The 17,332-nt window shown below is 28.6% G+C and carries 16 protein-coding genes; 6 read left to right on the plus strand and 10 right to left on the minus strand.

Annotated features, from left to right (window positions below):
* Window positions 1–166: 166 nt before the first annotated feature.
* On the minus strand, window positions 167–796 hold the full coding sequence (locus tag CDIF1296T_RS14810) for a hypothetical protein (protein WP_009897973.1): 630 nt from the start codon (window positions 794–796) through the stop codon (window positions 167–169).
* Window positions 797–998: 202 nt separating this feature from the next.
* Here CDIF1296T_RS14810 and CDIF1296T_RS14815 point away from each other — a divergent pair, with 202 nt between their 5' ends.
* Window positions 999–1,322, plus strand: a complete 324-nt coding sequence (locus CDIF1296T_RS14815) for a DUF1540 domain-containing protein (protein ID WP_003422812.1) — start codon at window positions 999–1,001, stop codon at window positions 1,320–1,322.
* A 267-nt stretch (window positions 1,323–1,589) separates the two neighbouring features.
* Window positions 1,590–2,444 (plus strand): putative ABC transporter permease, encoded by an 855-nt coding sequence (locus CDIF1296T_RS14820; protein WP_004454079.1) that lies wholly within the window; start codon window positions 1,590–1,592, stop codon window positions 2,442–2,444.
* A 185-nt stretch (window positions 2,445–2,629) separates the two neighbouring features.
* Here CDIF1296T_RS14820 and CDIF1296T_RS14825 read toward each other — a convergent pair whose 3' ends face one another.
* The 3 genes from CDIF1296T_RS14825 to garR all read right to left on the minus strand — a co-directional run bounded on the left by CDIF1296T_RS14825 (window position 2,630) and on the right by garR (window position 6,560).
* The gene (locus CDIF1296T_RS14825; protein ID WP_009897974.1) at window positions 2,630–4,066 is read right to left on the minus strand and encodes a four-carbon acid sugar kinase family protein; all 1,437 of its coding nucleotides are present in this window, start codon (window positions 4,064–4,066) and stop codon (window positions 2,630–2,632) included.
* 70 nt (window positions 4,067–4,136) lie between these two features.
* Window positions 4,137–5,519 carry a GntP family permease gene (locus CDIF1296T_RS14830; protein WP_009897975.1) on the minus strand — a complete coding sequence of 461 codons (1,383 nt, stop codon included), beginning with the start codon at window positions 5,517–5,519 and terminating at the stop codon, window positions 4,137–4,139.
* A gap of 135 nt (window positions 5,520–5,654) precedes the next feature.
* Window positions 5,655–6,560 carry a 2-hydroxy-3-oxopropionate reductase gene (gene garR / locus CDIF1296T_RS14835; RefSeq protein WP_021368760.1) on the minus strand — a complete coding sequence of 302 codons (906 nt, stop codon included), beginning with the start codon at window positions 6,558–6,560 and terminating at the stop codon, window positions 5,655–5,657.
* A gap of 395 nt (window positions 6,561–6,955) precedes the next feature.
* On the opposite strand from garR, the gene CDIF1296T_RS14840 reads away from it, so the two are divergent.
* From CDIF1296T_RS14840 to CDIF1296T_RS14850, 3 genes are all read left to right on the plus strand, one after another.
* The gene (locus tag CDIF1296T_RS14840) at window positions 6,956–7,627 is read left to right on the plus strand and encodes a GntR family transcriptional regulator (RefSeq protein ID WP_009897978.1); all 672 of its coding nucleotides are present in this window, start codon (window positions 6,956–6,958) and stop codon (window positions 7,625–7,627) included.
* 102 nt (window positions 7,628–7,729) lie between these two features.
* Window positions 7,730–8,278 (plus strand): hypothetical protein, encoded by a 549-nt coding sequence (locus tag CDIF1296T_RS14845; protein ID WP_004454071.1) that lies wholly within the window; start codon window positions 7,730–7,732, stop codon window positions 8,276–8,278.
* 261 nt (window positions 8,279–8,539) lie between these two features.
* Window positions 8,540–8,848: a hypothetical protein gene (locus CDIF1296T_RS14850; RefSeq protein WP_003426603.1), complete on the plus strand. Its 309-nt coding sequence runs from the start codon at window positions 8,540–8,542 to the stop codon at window positions 8,846–8,848.
* Between the two features lie 161 nt (window positions 8,849–9,009).
* On the opposite strand, the gene CDIF1296T_RS14855 is transcribed toward CDIF1296T_RS14850, so the two are convergent.
* From CDIF1296T_RS14855 to CDIF1296T_RS14865, 3 genes are all read right to left on the minus strand, one after another.
* Window positions 9,010–10,800: an ABC transporter ATP-binding protein gene (locus CDIF1296T_RS14855; protein ID WP_003426617.1), complete on the minus strand. Its 1,791-nt coding sequence runs from the start codon at window positions 10,798–10,800 to the stop codon at window positions 9,010–9,012.
* On the minus strand, window positions 10,800–12,527 hold the full coding sequence (locus tag CDIF1296T_RS14860; RefSeq protein WP_009897981.1) for an ABC transporter ATP-binding protein: 1,728 nt from the start codon (window positions 12,525–12,527) through the stop codon (window positions 10,800–10,802). Before CDIF1296T_RS14860 ends, CDIF1296T_RS14855 begins: the two co-directional genes overlap by 1 nt.
* Before the next feature lie 244 nt (window positions 12,528–12,771).
* Window positions 12,772–13,038 carry a dihydrofolate reductase family protein gene (locus CDIF1296T_RS14865; RefSeq protein WP_071605626.1) on the minus strand — a complete coding sequence of 89 codons (267 nt, stop codon included), beginning with the start codon at window positions 13,036–13,038 and terminating at the stop codon, window positions 12,772–12,774.
* Window positions 13,039–13,335: 297 nt separating this feature from the next.
* Between CDIF1296T_RS14865 and CDIF1296T_RS14870 the strand changes: the two genes are divergently transcribed.
* Window positions 13,336–14,448, plus strand: coding sequence for an alanine racemase (locus CDIF1296T_RS14870; protein ID WP_009897984.1), 1,113 nt, complete (start codon window positions 13,336–13,338; stop codon window positions 14,446–14,448).
* A gap of 372 nt (window positions 14,449–14,820) precedes the next feature.
* On the opposite strand, the gene CDIF1296T_RS14875 is transcribed toward CDIF1296T_RS14870, so the two are convergent.
* The 3 genes from CDIF1296T_RS14875 to CDIF1296T_RS14885 are packed head-to-tail and all read right to left on the minus strand — an operon-like array spanning window position 14,821 to window position 17,165.
* Window positions 14,821–15,330 carry a YjiG family protein gene (locus tag CDIF1296T_RS14875; RefSeq protein WP_003426630.1) on the minus strand — a complete coding sequence of 170 codons (510 nt, stop codon included), beginning with the start codon at window positions 15,328–15,330 and terminating at the stop codon, window positions 14,821–14,823.
* Between the two features lies 1 nt (window position 15,331).
* Window positions 15,332–15,979: a nucleoside recognition domain-containing protein gene (locus CDIF1296T_RS14880; RefSeq protein ID WP_003431751.1), complete on the minus strand. Its 648-nt coding sequence runs from the start codon at window positions 15,977–15,979 to the stop codon at window positions 15,332–15,334.
* A 13-nt stretch (window positions 15,980–15,992) separates the two neighbouring features.
* On the minus strand, window positions 15,993–17,165 hold the full coding sequence (locus CDIF1296T_RS14885) for a M20 family metallopeptidase (protein ID WP_009897987.1): 1,173 nt from the start codon (window positions 17,163–17,165) through the stop codon (window positions 15,993–15,995).
* Between the last annotated feature and the right edge of the window lie 167 nt (window positions 17,166–17,332).

A 17,332-nucleotide genomic window follows, 5' to 3' on the forward strand; every position in this document is an offset into this window, starting at 1 on the left:
CTCAATATAACTTTTATATTTATTACAAATAAATTATTGTATTTTTATAGGAATTAAATGTGACTACAATTTTAATACTAATCTATTTAATATTAAATTATTTATTATTAATTTACTTAGTATTTAACTTACTTAGTATTTAACTTAAAATAATATTAATTTACTATTAACTTGCAAAGTCTTCTAATCTTGAATAGGCCTCTTCTTCAGTATCCATAACTACACCTTTTTTGATTTCATCTTGAACTGTTTTAGGAAGTGAATCTACTCTTATTTTTGTTTTTTCTACTAATGTTTTAGTTCCACTATCATCATATTTATATAGTGCTATATTTCCATTATCATTTTCAATAGTATATTTACCTTTTATAGTAACATCCATTGCTTGTACATCTTTATTATCACTATATTTAGATTCTACCAATATGATTTCATTTTTATCCATACTCTTTATTTTTTTAGTTGGATATTCTTTTTTAAAATATGATACTATTTCTGACTTCGTCTTATCTAATAATGACTCTGGAACTATTCCTGCCATTGTAAGTGTTCTCTTATAGTTAGTTTCATTTTCGCCTTCACTTTGAAGCCAAACTTCACAATTTTTATTTAATCCAAAAGCTTCTTTTGACTTTTCATTCATATTCGCACTAGTACTTACAACTTCACCAGTTTGAACTCCATTGTGTTTTAATCTTGTCCCTATATAAACTCCGCTACTTAATACAAATACTCCAACCAGTATTAAGGCAGATATTTTCCAAGGAAATAATTCTTTTTTCTTCTTTTCAAACATTGATTACGCCTCCTTTTTCTATTATTTTCTCCAAGCTGTAAGTTTTTATACAATTTAGGTAAATTTTAGAAGAAAATATATTTATATTTCAAATTACTCTAAGAATAGATATTTTCTAAAAGGTAGTTTTCTCTTAATGGTTATATTCTTGTAATTATATGGACATAATTTATAATAAATAATCGTTTAGGAGGTAATAACTTTGGAAAGAATAAACTGTAATGTAATTAACTGTTCACATAACAACAGCCATATATGTTATGCAGATAAAATTTTTATAAATGGTGAAAAAGCTCACAATGATAGACATACTTGTTGTAGTTCATTTTTAGATGAATCTATTTATAGTAATTTATCTAGCAACGTTAATAATAGAAATTGTGAGGAATTAGTTTGTACTGTAAAAAATTGTAAATACAACAAAGATGGTAGCTTATGTACACTTGATAATATATTGGTTGCTCCTGAAACTGATAGAGTAAATCTTTATATTGAAACATGTTGCTCTAGCTTCGAATGTAAATAGTCATAGTATAAATATAAGGGTGTCAAATGTAATTAAACTAACATAGTGTAGAGTATCTACAACTATTAGTTTGATTATACTTGACACCCTTATTTATTTTAAATAAAATTTCATTATTATAACCATGTTTATAATGTTCTAACTGTAATTAAATTTGATAAATTTCTATAAATTGGTATAATCAATATGTAAATTGAATTTAGTAAATTAATCATAAAAATAAAATATCGAGTATATAGTGTTATACTAACTAGAAATGAGGTGCTTATGAGTACATTTTATATTCAATTTCTTTATTTTGTAATTTATAGCTTTATAGGATGGTGTTGTGAAACTACATATTGTTCAGTTTTACAAAAACAATTTGTAAATAGAGGTTTTTTAAATGGTCCATTTTGCCCTATATATGGATTTGGAGCATTAGCAATAGTTGCTACCTTGACTCCTTTTGTACACAATATTCCTTTGTTATTTTTGTTTAGTATAATTATAACTAGCATAATGGAGTATTGTACGAGCTTTATTTTAGAAAAAATATTTAATATGACTTGGTGGGATTATTCTAAACATAAATTTAATATTCATGGAAGAGTTTGTCTGGAAAACTCACTTATGTTTGGTGTATTATCATTGATTGTAATGCTTATAGTACATCCTATTGTGGTTGACTTTATTAACTCTATCTCCAAAAATGTGCTATTTATATTTGCTATATCTATAGAAATTTATTTTGTTTTAGATTTAGTTATCACAGTCCATACAATTTTACAATTAAATGGTAAGTTAAAACAAATCAATCTTATAATTAAGGAATTAAAAGATAAGAAAGAATACTACAAACTTATTACACAAGAAACTATAGAAAACAAACTTGAATCTTTAGTTGAAAATAGACTGGATACTTTGGAAGATAGGTTTGAAATACTTAAAGAAAAAGAAAATTATCGCTATGCTAAAAATCGTATTGATGAGCTAAAAAATAAACTTAATACTTTGCTGTCTAACCACAAATTACTTCATAGACGTATAATCAAAGCATTCCCCAACATAAGCTCTAATAAGCATACAGATATTTTAAATAAAATCAAAGAAAATATTAAATCAATTAAAAAAGATAAATAATAAAATAAACACATAAGTTAAATAATAAAAATACTAATACATAAGATTAAGGTTTAGAATATTTTTTGTAAAATACTCTAAACCCTAATTAATATACTATTATTTTTAATCTTAATTTATAATTTTAGTTTATTTTAATTTTAACTCAGTAAATTTAAGCGTTTAAACTTCAATACACTAATATACTACCCCATCAATATCTCAACTGATTCTCTAAGTGTGCTAATCTCTCCCACATTTCCAGGGAAAATTATATATGGCATATTAGGAAATTTGCTTTCTTTGCCTGTCATCCATACTGGTATACCAGGTTTTATCTGTCCCATTACTGTAGCTTTTTTTACTCTTAGTGCTTTAGTACCAACATCACTAGAAGTAATTCCACCCTTAGCTATAATAAAATTTGGTCTTACATTAAGCATACCAATTATACTGGTAACTGCATCTGATATTTCTACAGAAATCATAAGCTGTTTATCTTTATCATTCGTATCCAAGTCAAAACGCTCTCGTCTAGTATAAACAGCAACAGTTTTACCCCTGCTTATTTTTTCCTCTACAACTTTTATAACTCTTTTTACCTCATTTTTTAGACCATTTTCTTGAAGAACTAAATGTTGATTAAATTCTATAAATTCTATCGGATATTTACAATTTTTAAGTTCTTCTAACTGTTGGGTAGTCTTATTCACATGTGAACCAACAAGTATAATTCCTCCATTGGTATTACCTTTTGATACTAATTCATCCTTAGTAAGTAGTTCCTTGTCACTCACTCCGCCAAGTACTTTTGTTATGGCAGCAGCACTTCTAAACATAAATTCCTTACCACTATTTACTGCTCGTATAAACGCAATTGTAAATACCTTTACATCTACATAATCGGTTGCATTTACAATAATTTTATTGAATCCTTCAGCTTTTTTAAGTTTTTCTGTTATAGCTTCAATATTTAGCTCTCTAAGTTCTTTTGACGAAATATATATCATATCACTAGATTTGTACTTTCCATTTGTCTTTTCTTCACACCACTCACCTATATCAGATGATTTATATCCAAAAGATTTATCTTTTGCAAATTCAGTCATTCCTGCTGGTACAAGTATTTCTCCTTCTTTAACATAATGTACATTATCTATAGTAAACCTACCACCTTCTTTAAAAAATGGCATTATTATTTCACCCTGAAATAACTTCCCCGATAATCTCTCTACTTCACTTTTTAATAAATTAGTTTCAAGAGGATAATGTCCTCTCATAGTAGAATCACTACGACTTATGATTATAAAATCCTTATTAACTTTCTTTGATACATCCACAATATTCTTTGAAATTTCTTTATGTGCTTTTGTAGTTTGAGCAACAGTAAATCCCCTTGAATTGGTAAGTATAAAAAACATACTATTTTTCTCATTAAAACCTTGTTCCATACTATCCTTATCCCAATCAGTATAAACAGAAATATCATGAACTGTTTGTACACCTGTTGGGTCATCATCTAATACAACAATTTTTCTATCTAAATGCTTAAGCTCATCTGCAAGAAGTTTATTTAATCTGTCCTCATCTACTTGTTTAAAAGTATTAAGTATATCTATGCTAATTGGTTTTACTTCTCTCATTTAAAACGCCCCTTTATGTAATTTGTATAGTCTAAATGTAATTTATATGATATAAACAATAGTTTGTTATTTATAGACCTGGAAGTGGTATAATTCCATTTATAACACTAAGCAATAAAATCATTATAAATGCTACAACTCCAGCAATGGTTCCTCCAATTGTCCAAGAGTTTAAAGTATCTTTAACTGATAATCCACTAAATCTTGAAAGTACCCAGAATCCAGAATCATTTGGAAGGGAGAAACCAACTCCTCCAGCACATATAGCAAGCCCTACTAAAACTGGTGACATTCCAGTTGCCAAAATTGTAGGTCCTAAAATTGATGATGTTGTTACTAAGGCTACAGTAGCAGAACCTTGAGAAATTCTAAGCAAGGCACTTAATAAGAATCCAAGCACTACAACTGATATACTAAGACCAGACATAGTATCAACTAAGAAGTTACCTATACCACTTGCATTTATAACACTGCCAAACGCACCACCTGAACCTGTTATCAATAATATTAGCCCTGCTGAATCAGCAGCTTCAATAACTACATCTCCCATAGGTTTATTTATGTATTTCTTTAAAAATCCTATTGCCACCAATATTCCAAGAAGTATTGCTATGTTTTTATCTCCTATAAATGCAAGTACTCCACTCATTGTAGAACCTTTTTCTAAGAACATACTAAATACATTTGATATAAGTATAAGAAGTATTGGGAACAATAAAGAAAACATAGAAATTCCAAAACCTGGTGCTTTAGAAGAATCATCATCTTCAATTTTTATGCTATCTTTTCCCTGCTCTAAATTTTTTTCTCTATCATTCTCATCAATAGCATAAGCTGGATATTTTTCAAAACGTTTTCCATAAATCCATCCACCTATAAGAGCTGCTGGAAAAGCAACAATTATAGAATAAAGTATAAAACTACCTACATTTGCATTTACATTTGCTGCAACTGCTAAAGGTCCTGGTGTAGGTATTACAAGTGCATGACCTACTATAGTCCCAACTCCTAATGCACATACAAAAACCATTAGAGATTTCTTAGTTACTCTCGAAACATACTTAATTATAGGCATCATTATAACAAAAGCTGCATCCATAAAAACTGGAATTGAAATTAAAAAACCTGCTGTAGTTACTGCTAAAGCACTGTTTTTTTCTCCAGTCTTAGCTAACAACCCCTTTGCAATAGATTCTGTTGCTCTTGATTCTGAAAGAATATTTCCAAATATTATTCCAAGTCCAATTACAATACCTATACTACCTAATGTATTTCCAAATCCAGTCGATATTGTGGTTGATATTTCATTTATAGGCATTCTAACCATAAAGCCTGTAATTATAGATGTTATCAGTAATGCCAAAAATGGATTTACTTTAAATTTAATAATCGATACAAGTAAAATTCCTATAGATATAACAAATGCTATCAAAAGTCCATATCCTGTAATCATAATCTTTACCCCTTTATCATTCTACTTTATTATTTATCAATTTTATTTTTCTTTTACTATGATAACTTAACCTCGCTGTATTTATATAATCTAATCCTAATAATATGTATTTAATTATATTGATATATTTAAATATTAATTATTGTGTTTTTTTATTTCAACACCTGCCAACTTTTCAAAATACTGTGCTATTCCACTATGGTCATCTTCCAAATGTCCATGTACTTTTAATGTCTGCATAATTTCTAATAATTGACTTGTCATAGGTAGTGGTACATCTAAATTGTGTGCTGTTTGCATTACATTCTTAATATCTTTCAAATTAATAGATATTTTTCCACCTGGTTTAAAATCACGATTCATAATCATTGGTATCTTCACATCCAATATTGTACTACCAGCTAGGCCTCCTCTTATTGCCTTATATACTTTTTCTGGGTCTGCACCTGCTTTTGCTGCAAGTACAAATGCCTCAGAAACTGCTGCTATCGTCAAATTAACTATTACTTGGTTTGTAAGTTTTGTAACACTTCCACTACCATTATCTCCAATTAAAATAGATGAGCTTCCCATTATATTAAAAAATGGCTCTACTTTCTTATAAATTTCTTCCTTACCACCAGCCATAAAAGCAAGTGTACCATCAATCGCTTTTGGCTCCCCTCCACTTACTGGTGAGTCTATAAATTCTAAGCCCATATCTTTTAATTTATTTGCACACAATATTGATTCTGTAGGAGTAACTGAACTCATATCGACTACTATACTTCCTTCTTTTAAAGTTTTTGCCAATCCATCCATCCCAAACAATATATCCTGCACAATAGTTCCATTTGGAAGGATTGTAAATACAATATCACATTCTTGACCCATTTCTAAAACACTTGCGTATTTTGCTCCACATGATATAAGTTCATCCACAGCAGATTTATTAATGTCATACACCAAAAGATTAAATCCATCTTTTAATAAATTTTTTGCCATTGGCTTTCCCATTATTCCTAATCCAATAAATCCCAATTTCATTTTATAACCCTCCATATCTTCACATTTTTGAAAACGTTTTTTATGTTTTAGAGTATACTACATACCAGTATACCGGTCAATATAAAATATAAAAGTATTTATTTTAACAATAAATAGTAATTTTTAAAGTCATTTATTATATTTAGTCATCCTATATAAGTTTTAATACATACTATTGTTTTCAAATATAATATACTACTTTTACAGTTTTGTATTTTAACTAATTTCAATTAGTTTTAATTAATCTGCCTTTAATGTTAATCATGCTTCACACTTCAATAATTTTTTATATTTTTTAATCTTATCTGCAATTTAAATTGCAAAAGATTGACCTTATTTTCACTATGTTGTATGCTTAAAATTATATAAGTTTTTGTATTTTTATATTGTTTAGGGGGGTATTATTAAGTATGGCTACATTTAAAAGATTACAAGAACAAGCATATGACTACTTAAAAGAATTGATACTATCTGGAGAAATGATAGAAAATGAAATATATTCTGAAACAAAACTTGCTAGTGAAATAGGTATCTCTAGAACACCTATAAGAGATGCTCTTCAAAGACTTAGTCAAGATGGATTTATAGATATAATTCCAAGCAAAGGATTTAGAATCCATCAAATTACAGCAAATGAAATTGTAGAGATATTCCAAATACGCTCTGCAATAGAAGGATTTTGTACTTTTTTAATTACAAGTCAATACAAAGAACCTAGAGCAGTAGAAACTATAAGTAAATTAAAACATCTTTTAGATAAACAAAAAGATATTTTATTAGGTGATAAAAATTTAAACTCATTTGCAGAATACGATACATTATTTCACACAACTATAGTTTCATATGCTCAAAATACTGAATTTGACAAAATGTTTAACAATTATATGTACAGAATAAAAAAATTAGCTCTCGATTCATTGTCACATGAAGGAAGGCTTGAAACAACATTAAAAGAGCACACAGATATTTTTAATAATATTGCAAATGGATGTATTGAAGATATTTACAGAACTACTCTCATTCATATGGAAACTCCTAAATACATTAATTTAGAAGATTTTTGTAACAATAAGTTATTTTAGTATTATACTTTCATTTATTAAAAATATATCTATCTCAAATTAATTTCCTAATTTATAAAAAATATTCTATAATTATATTGTAACTAATACTTATTCTAAGGAGTGATTTTTTTGAACGAAGATGTTGTAACTAATGAAACTATTGACAAAGATTATGCTATTGAAGAAGTTCGTATGGCATGCAAACATTTTGGTGATTTATATTTTTATTTTTCCAAAGTGTTATTTGAAGAGTTTGGTGAAGATAAAACTAGCGAAATATTAAGAAAAGTTTTATTTGAAAGGTCTGAAGAAAGAGCTATTGCTATGAGAGAGAGAGCTCATGAAAATGGAGATGAATTAATTGCAGACAATATTATTAGCACAACTGATGTTCCATTTCTAGGATGGGTTCCTGAATTTGAAGAGTTACATTGCCCCTATGGAGCTTCCTGGCTTTTAAGATTTGAGGAAAATCCTTGGTTTAAAAAATTTGCTTCTCTTTACTGTGATGTTACAGATACTACTGTAGCTGAAGTATTTACAGGAGATACTTCCCATAAAATAACAAAAAACATTCTATGGGGAGATAAAAGTTGTGAAAGAATATATTTCCATGATGACAAGGTATCTGAAGGTAAATATACTTATGGAAATAAAAACTGTAAATAAATAATTTAAATTTTCTATATTCATATACTATATTTTGTACTTTTTCATATAAATATTATAACTAGTCTTTTATTTTACTTTTGTTTAACCTAAAGATAATTTACTTTTAATCTATATGAATTATCATATAAATAATCAGAAAGTTATCTTTATAAATTATAGTTTTAGATTTATAATTTATAAAATATTTATGTTCTTTGTAAAATTTTTTAGAAGCTTCTAATGTTATGCTATAAAACTATCTTGAGAAGGGCTGATTGAATGTTTAATAAAATATATGAAAAGAAAGAATTTATAGTTTTTCAAGTTAAAAAAGGTTATGTAGTTTATAATACTAGAAAGAGTTTTGAAGAAGGTCATACACATTTAAAGCATTTTGAAGCAGCAAAGACAGCTATTGATTTAGCAATAAATAAAAAGATTCCTAGAAGCAAAGATGGATATTATCTGACTAGTTTAATTCGCATAAGTGATGATGGTTATTACATTGATAAGTTAAGCGAATTGTTATATGTTAGAGAACAAAAAGGTAAAAAAGAAAAGTACTGTAATTCTGGTTATCAGATGTAACAAGACTAGTTGTGAATTATAAGTACCAATCATAAATACCTTTAGTCTTAAAATCAAAGAGTATCAGTAAATCTATAAAAAAACAACTTACTGATACTCTTTTTAATTATATGATTAATATTTGAATTTGATACAAAATTTTATACAAAAGTTTATGTTATCTATTCTGATTCTTTGTCTGCAAATTGGCTATTATAAAGCTTCTCATAAAATCCACCCTTTTCCATTAATTCATCATGATTCCCCTGCTCTATAATACTTCCATTATTCATAACTAAAATCAAGTCAGCATTGCGAATTGTAGAAAGTCTATGTGCTATAACAAAACTAGTTCTACCATTCATAAGATTTCTCATTGCTTTTTGAAGCATAAGTTCCAGCCTAGTATCAACAGAACTCGTAGCTTCATCAAGTATCAATATTGAAGGGTCTGATATAAAAGCTCTAGCTATGGTTAAAAGCTGTTTTTCCCCTAGAGATATATTAGATGCTTCTTCATTTAAAAACATATTGTATCCATCTGGAAGAGTGGTTATAAAGTGATGAACATTTGCTACTTTTGCTGCTTGTATAATTTCTTCTTTAGTAGCCCCAAATCTACCATATTCTATATTTTCAAAAATGGTTCCATTAAATAACCATGTATCTTGAAGCACCATACCAAACATTGAACGCAAATCTTTACGTTTCATATCTCTTATATCTACTCCATCAATTTTAATAGCACCTTTCTTTACATCATAAAACCTCATCAATAAGTTTATTAATGTTGTTTTACCTGCTCCAGTAGGTCCAACAATAGCTACCATCTGACCACTTTTTACTTCTGCATTTAAATCTTCTATTAAAGTTGAATTTTCTCCATATCCAAAATTAACATGCTCAAATGTAACATTTCCTTTTACATTTTCTATCTTAACTGGATTTTCAACATCAGGTATTTCCTCTTCTTCGTCTAAAATTTCAAATACACGTTCTATAGCTGCAAAAGAAGATTGTATTACTGTAGATAACTGAGTCATTTGTGAAAGTGGCTGATTTATCTGCCATATATAACGCACAAATGCTTGTAAATTTCCTACTGTTATTCCTCCACTTACTGCATATATAGAACCGACAACTGCCACAGCTGCAATTCCAAAGTAAGTTACTAATGAAACCATAGGATTCATCATACTTGATATAAATTGTGCCTTAAATCCATTTTCACAAAGTTCTTGATTTACTTTTTTAAATTCTTTTATAGAATCTTCTTCTTTACCATATAGTTTTATTTCATTAAATCCAGTATACATTTCTTGTACTTTCCCATTTAATTTTCCAAGAGCATTTTGTTGCAATGAAAATCTACTTTGAGATTTTTTTACTACAAATTTAGATACAAAATAACTAATTGGAATTATAAAAAGAGCTATAAGAGCCATATATATATTAATTGTAAACATCATTGAAAGTGCCAAAATTATGACTAAGATTGAGTTTACAATTTGCATAAAACTCTGTTGCAATGCATTTGATATTGTATCTACATCATTTGATATACGACTTAATACATCTCCAAAACTATTACTATCAAAATAACTAATAGGCAATCTTCTTATTTTATTTTCGACTTCATTTCTTAAATCTCTCATTGTGTTTTGAATAGCATTCGTAAGTAGAAAACTTGAAGTATACGTAAAAATTGCATTGGCAAAATATATACATGCTAAAATCACCAATATTTTTGTTACATAATCAAAATTTACGGAAGCCCCTGGTACTCCTTTTGCGATACTAATTACATCTTTAGTCAATTGTGTTATTATCAATCCTTCAGTTTTAGGTGCAAGTGCATTCATAGTAGCTGCTGAAATTATACATATAATAGCTATAATAAAGGAAAATTTATATTTCTTTACAAATGGAAGAAGTCTACCAATTGTTTTCTTAAAACCTTTAGACTTTTTCATTATTCTAATTCCTCCTTTTTTAACTGAGATGTTGCAATTTCATAGTATATTTCACAGTTTTTTAATAATTCTTTATGAGTTCCCATTCCTACAACTTGTCCTTCATTGAGTACTATAATCTTATCAGCATCAATAATAGAACTAATTCTCTGGGCAACAATCAATACAATTGCATCTTTTGTTTCCTTCTTCAATTTAGCACGAAGTATTGCATCAGTTTTAAAGTCAAGTGCAGAAAAACTATCATCAAAAATGTATATTTCAGGTCTTCTTATAATAGCCCTTGCAATAGAAAGTCTTTGTTTTTGACCTCCTGATACATTTGCTCCACCTTCACTAATCAATTCATCAAACTTTCTAGGTTTTTTTGATATAAACTCATATGCTTGTGCAACTTTTGCGGAATATTCTAATTCTGACTCTCCTGCCTTATGTTTCCCAAATCTAATATTATTTGCTATGCTACCAGTAAAAAGCAGTGATTTTTGAGGTATGAATCCTATCTTTTTTCTTAAAGCTTTTAAATCATATTCTCTTATATCTACTCCATTTATCTTAATGCTACCTTCTGTTACATCATAAAATCTAGGTATCAAGTTAATTAGAGTACTTTTCCCACTACCAGTACTTCCTATAAAAGCGACTGTTTCACCTGTTTTTGCAGTAAATGAAATATCCTTAAGTACAGAAGCTTCTCCATCTGGATAGGTAAAAGTTACATTATCAAATTCTATGATACCCTTATTTTCAGTATCCTTAATTCCATTTTCAGGATTTTTTATCAATGGTTCTTCATTTAATAGTTCTTTTATTCTATTTGCAGATACCTCTGCTCTTGGATACATAATAAATACCATTGAAAAAAGCATAATTGAAAACATGGCATGGAAAAGATATTCCAAAAATGCAACCAACTGTCCAACTTGAAGCTCTCCAATATTTATCTTCTCACTTGAAATCCAAAATACAGCCAAAACAGCTATATTTAACAGTAAAAAGAATGCTGGTTGAGTAATTGACATAAGCTTAAATAGTTTCTTAGAAACATTAGCATAATATGTATTTGTTTTTTCAAATCGCTCTGTTTCATAATCATCATTTCCAAAAGCTCTAATTACTCTTATTCCAGTTAAATTTTCTCTCGATATAAGGTTTAATTTATCTAGTCCTTTTTGTTGTTTTGAAGATATTGCCTGAGATACTTTTGCTATTATTGCTACTCCAATAATTATAAAAGGTACTGATATAGCCAATACTATAGAAAGTTCCACACTGGTTCTAATTGTCATTATTATACTTATAATGAACATAACTGGAGTTAATAAGGCAGTCCTTAGTAGTATATTAACAAATTGTTGAATTTGAAATGCATCATTCGTTGTTCTTGTAATCATTGAAGAAATTCCAAATTTATTGTATTCAGTATGTGAAAATTCTTGTGATTTCTCAAATATGTCATTTCTTATATCTCTGGTTACACTTGTTGATACCTTAGCAGAACAATAACCCAACAATATACTACCTACAACCCCTATAATAGAAATAATAACAATCACTATTCCCATTTGTTTTATGTAAGCTATATTCTGATTTGCAATACCATTGTCAATTATTTTAGCTATTATAGTTGGAATCCCCAACTCGACTAATGCAAAACTAAATATAGCCAGTATGTTTAATACTATTAATAACTTATAATTCTTTAAATAACTTAAAATTAATTTCATATTTTTCTCCTTTCTTAATTTTTGAGATAGTGTAATCATGTAATAATACTAAATTTATAAATGCTTAATTTTATAAAAAAAGGAGAAAAGAGTTAACGCACTCTCTTCTCCAGCATATTCTTTTTAATACACCCTCCGACAAGTCGCTTATATGTTAACATATTTGACAAGTAATGTCAATTCATATAGCCAAAAGTCTTTTAAATGCTTCGTTTCATAACATTGTAACAAATTGGCATGTAATTTATTTTTGTTTTTTACTGTATTCCAATTTTACAAGTTCTCCAATATTACTAGCTTTCTTAAAATTCAAATTAGTCTTGTCTATACCAGACTTAAATAGTGAAATCCCTCTCCCCAATATTATTGGCAATATATATATATAATAATCATCAATTAAGTTATCTTTCATAAATAATTTTACTATATCGCCTCCACCAACTATCCAAATATCTTTTTTATCCTTCTCTTTTCCAATTTGCTCAATTAATTTTTTAGGTTCTAAATTAATTTATAGTGTGATTATTCTATGTAAACATCACTTTTTTACTCATTCAATAATACCCTATTAATAAATCCTCAAACTAATTTAAATAAACTTTGCATAAAATTAAAAATATATTATATAAATAATTTAAAACTACACTAACTTATTGAAAATTCTAATTATTACAAATAAATATTGCTCTCTGTTAACGCTAGTTCTATAATATAATTATAAGCTATTAATATTATAAAGCCGATATTACTAATATAATAATTATAATACTTATAGTTAATTTACTTTTGTTGAAAGGTGGTAAATAACATGAAAATTTCAGAAGTCGCTACTCCAAATTTTTTGCTAGATTTAGACCAGTTAGAAAAGAATATAGATAAAATTCAACAAATTTGTACAAATAATAATAAACAACTTTGGCCTATGCTTAAGACACATAAAAGTACTTACATAGCGAGACTTCAAAAAAATGCAGGTGCTAGTGGTTTTCTAGCTGGAACACTTGATGAAGGTGAAGCTCTGATAAAAGCAGGTTTTGAAGATATTATGTTGGCTTATCCTTACATGGGAGAAGTAAATATAAATAGAATTGTGACTATGGCATCAAAAATAAATTTAATCTGTGCTACAGATAATATAGAATGTGCTAAGGCTTATAGTGAAGCTTTTTCTAAATCAAAAATAGAGTGCAAGCTACTTATTATTGTAGATTGTGGCTTACACCGTTTTGGGGTTGAACCAGAAAAAGTGGTTGAACTTGCTACTGAAATTTCTAAGCTAGAAAACATCAAGATTGTTGGTATAAGTTCGCATCCAGGTCAAGTGTATGGTTGTAGTTCTCCAGAAGGTGTTCCAGATGTTTGTGTTCAAGAAGATTCTTCTATGGAGAAAGCATACAAAGCTCTAACTGATAATGGATTTAATATAGAAATTGTCGCTTCTGGTAGTACTCCAACAGTTGAATCTGAAGCTGCTTCTAAAACTATAACTGCTGTAAGACCTGGAAACTATGTATACTATGATGCTATACAGATAGGTTTAGGTTGTGCTACTGAAGATATGTGTGCTCTTACTGTTGTGTGCACTGTAATCTCAAAAAATAGCAGTGGATACTATTTAATTGATTGTGGAAGTAAGTGCCTTGGACTTGATAAAGGTGCACATGGAAATAGTAGTATTGTTGGTTATGGTAGGGTATGTGGACATCCAGAACTTACTATTGATTCACTTTCAGAAGAAGTTGGAAAAATTAAAGTAAATGGTGAAACTGATATAAAAATTGGTGATAGAATAAGAATTATACCTAATCATTCTTGTTCCACTGCAAACTTGACAAGTAATTTATTAGGTTTTAGAGGAGATACAATAGAAAAAGTCATAGAAGTAGATATTCGTGAAAATTCAAAACAAATCATCCTTTAAAAACACATTTATTCTGATATTAACATGAAAGTATATTTTTCTTAAAATTATTTCTAATAACTAATGTTAATGTTGGATAAATAAAAAACATAAATTCTAGAAATATAAATTTAAAAGAAGAGGCTGTCTCAAAATAGAGATAAGCCTCTCTTTCATTGTTGAAATTATGAAAATATACTTGATTTCATACAAAGAGAGTATCTCATGAACTAAAAAGTTCACTTTGAGATACTCTCTTCTTTTTTAATTGATATACAATATACATATTAATTACTATATTATTTTATTACTATATATCAATTACTATTCATCAATTCTTGCATATATTAATTCTTATATATCATTTATAATTAGGCTATAATTTTATGTTATTTACATTAATCCCATAACAGTGAGTAAAACTCTTACTATTAACATCCCCACTATTGCATCAAATATAGGAACTGCCAACAGTAACATTCTATACTTAGTACTGGCATTTGCTACAAGCACTATTCTGGCATAATGACCAACTAGAGTACCCATTAACATACATGGCATAATTAATATGGTTGCTTGTGGTGCAGTGATTAGACCTTGTGCAAATAAGTTTGCAGCTGTAGCTGCTCCTGCTGCCTTAGCAAAGAATGCTGCTATCAAAACTACAACAGATTCCCCAGGTAGTCCAAAAATACCCATTACTGGTCCAAAAATATTTCCTAAAATATCAACTAAACCAGTTAATTGTAAAAACTGCACTATTACATAACCCATTATCATGGCTGGTAATATCTGTTCAACACCTATGTAAAAACCTTTTTTTGCTCCCCCCATAAATATCTCAACAGCAGTTTTCTTAGGTTTACTATTTACAATTGCATTTCCAGTATTTTGTTGACTCATACTACACAGCCTCCTTAGCCTTATTCTTTTTATTTCTTACACCTATGATTAATCTAACTAGATTAGCACCAAGTATTTTACAGAATATCTCTATAAGGATTATTGGACCTAATGCCAATAATGCTATTGGTAAAAGTGGAGCTTGAGTATTTATTGTGTTCAGTATAACAGCTGAACCAGCATATTGATATGCTACAAATATAGTTCTTTCATCATCTGTTATTTCCCCACTTTCAAATAATTCTTTCGTCATTATTGAGGCTACATCTGAACTAGTAAATGAAGATACAAATGCTATTCCTGCTATTCCAGGTATACCAAGCAGAGGTCTAAGCAATGGATTAAATATCTTTGATGCCGCTTTCATTCCTCCCATAGATTCAACTACATCTATAAGACCTACAGCAAAACAGACAGTTGGAATCAAAGTCAGAGCAAATAAGAAACCATCTTTTGCTCCCGTTCCTCCTTTACCCATAAAGTCTACACCATCTGCAATAGTACCAAATGAACCTGTCAGATTAGCAAAATCTAATGCTTTAAGGAAGCCTTGACTATCTTTAAACACTCCTGAAAATAATACTATCAATACAAATAAAGATAAATACCCTTTCCATGTTACCTTATTATCTCCAGCTGTTACATCCATATAAAATCCCCCTTTATACCTCAAATTTATCTAAGTTTAAAATAACTGTAGAAATTAATTTCACCCTCTCAAACATAGAATCTACTACTGCATATTCTCTTGATGTGTGGTTCCATTCCCCTCTTACACCAAATGAACAGATTGTAGGAACGTTTGCAATAGTTAAATAACTTGCATCTGAACTACCTCCAAGTCTCTTAGCATTTAATTCTCCAAATCCATTTTCTTTTGACACTTCATTTACAAATGTATGAAATCTCATAACATCTTCTGTAGTTTCAAATGGCATCATTTCACTTATAAAATTAACTTCTGTAGAAGTTCCTTCTATGTAAGTTTCTTTACATATCTCTCTAACTTGTTCTTTAACATTCTCCATTTCTTCTACTTTTTCAAATCTAAGGTCTACTTTTATACTACAATCTTCTGGAATAGAATTTTCCACTCTTCCACCCTTAATCACACTTACACTTACTGTAGTTCCAACATCTAAATTAGTCAATTTTTGTATGCGTAGTATCTTATTAGCCATTTCTTCTATAGCATTTCTTCCACCTTCAAAATCATTACCTGCGTGTGTTTCTACACCTTTTACATGTATATTACATCCGATTCTTCCTTTTCTACCTACACACAAACTATTATCTACTAATCCAGTTTCCATATTAAAAGCACAAAGACCACCTTTTGCTTCCCTCAATATAACATCTGCACCTGCTGAATCCTTATGTCCTATCTCTTCATCTCCAGAAAATACTATTTTTATTGGTCTTTCTTTGTATCCTATTTTATTTAAAGCTTTAATAACATATAAGGAAATTATTATACCACCCTTCATATCTAAAACACCTGGGCCATATGCTTTTCCTTCTATTATTTTAAATGGATTCTCTCCAAATGTACCTGTTTCAAAGACAGTATCCATGTGGCCTGAAAAAATTATAGGCTTTTTATTTATATTAGAACCAAGTGTACCTATCAATGTACTACCATTATCTCCAACATCTACTAATTCGCAATCTAAACCTTCTTTTTCAAACTCAAACTTTAATCTCTTAGCCAATTTATTTACGCTTTCTTTACAATGTGTATAGCTTTCCATATTAACAATCTCTTTCCATAATGAAACTATTTCTTCTCTATTCTCATCAACAAACTTAGAAATTTCATTTAAATATGTATTCATAATCTTCTCCTTTATTTTCAAATAAAATGTATTTCTTTCCTAAAACCTAAGTTTATTTTAGGAAATCTTAAAAGACTAGTCCTTAATTACAAAATAGCACAATTATTCTTGACAGTCAACATATTTTTCAGTCTTTTTTATATTTTCTGATTTTTCTTTCAATTATC

The organism is Clostridioides difficile ATCC 9689 = DSM 1296 (assembly GCF_001077535.1).
In the GTDB taxonomy this organism is placed as follows: domain Bacteria; phylum Bacillota; class Clostridia; order Peptostreptococcales; family Peptostreptococcaceae; genus Clostridioides; species Clostridioides difficile.

Bases quoted from the DNA above. Each gene is read 5' to 3' on its own strand.
- CDIF1296T_RS14820 (WP_004454079.1), top strand. From the start codon at position 1,590: ATGAGTACATTTTATATTCAATTTCTTTATTTTGTAATTTATAGCTTT.
- CDIF1296T_RS14840 (WP_009897978.1), top strand. From the start codon at position 6,956: ATGGCTACATTTAAAAGATTACAAGAACAAGCATATGACTACTTAAAA.
- CDIF1296T_RS14870 (WP_009897984.1), top strand. From the start codon at position 13,336: ATGAAAATTTCAGAAGTCGCTACTCCAAATTTTTTGCTAGATTTAGAC.
- CDIF1296T_RS14855 (WP_003426617.1), bottom strand. From the start codon at position 10,800: ATGAAAAAGTCTAAAGGTTTTAAGAAAACAATTGGTAGACTTCTTCCA.
- CDIF1296T_RS14830 (WP_009897975.1), bottom strand. From the start codon at position 5,519: ATGATTACAGGATATGGACTTTTGATAGCATTTGTTATATCTATAGGA.
- CDIF1296T_RS14825 (WP_009897974.1), bottom strand. From the start codon at position 4,066: ATGAGAGAAGTAAAACCAATTAGCATAGATATACTTAATACTTTTAAA.
- CDIF1296T_RS14885 (WP_009897987.1), bottom strand. From the start codon at position 17,165: ATGAATACATATTTAAATGAAATTTCTAAGTTTGTTGATGAGAATAGA.
- CDIF1296T_RS14880 (WP_003431751.1), bottom strand. From the start codon at position 15,979: ATGGATGTAACAGCTGGAGATAATAAGGTAACATGGAAAGGGTATTTA.
- CDIF1296T_RS14860 (WP_009897981.1), bottom strand. From the start codon at position 12,527: ATGAAATTAATTTTAAGTTATTTAAAGAATTATAAGTTATTAATAGTA.
- CDIF1296T_RS14875 (WP_003426630.1), bottom strand. From the start codon at position 15,330: ATGAGTCAACAAAATACTGGAAATGCAATTGTAAATAGTAAACCTAAG.
- CDIF1296T_RS14810 (WP_009897973.1), bottom strand. From the start codon at position 796: ATGTTTGAAAAGAAGAAAAAAGAATTATTTCCTTGGAAAATATCTGCC.
- garR (WP_021368760.1), bottom strand. From the start codon at position 6,560: ATGGAGGGTTATAAAATGAAATTGGGATTTATTGGATTAGGAATAATG.
- CDIF1296T_RS14850 (WP_003426603.1), top strand. From the start codon at position 8,540: ATGTTTAATAAAATATATGAAAAGAAAGAATTTATAGTTTTTCAAGTT.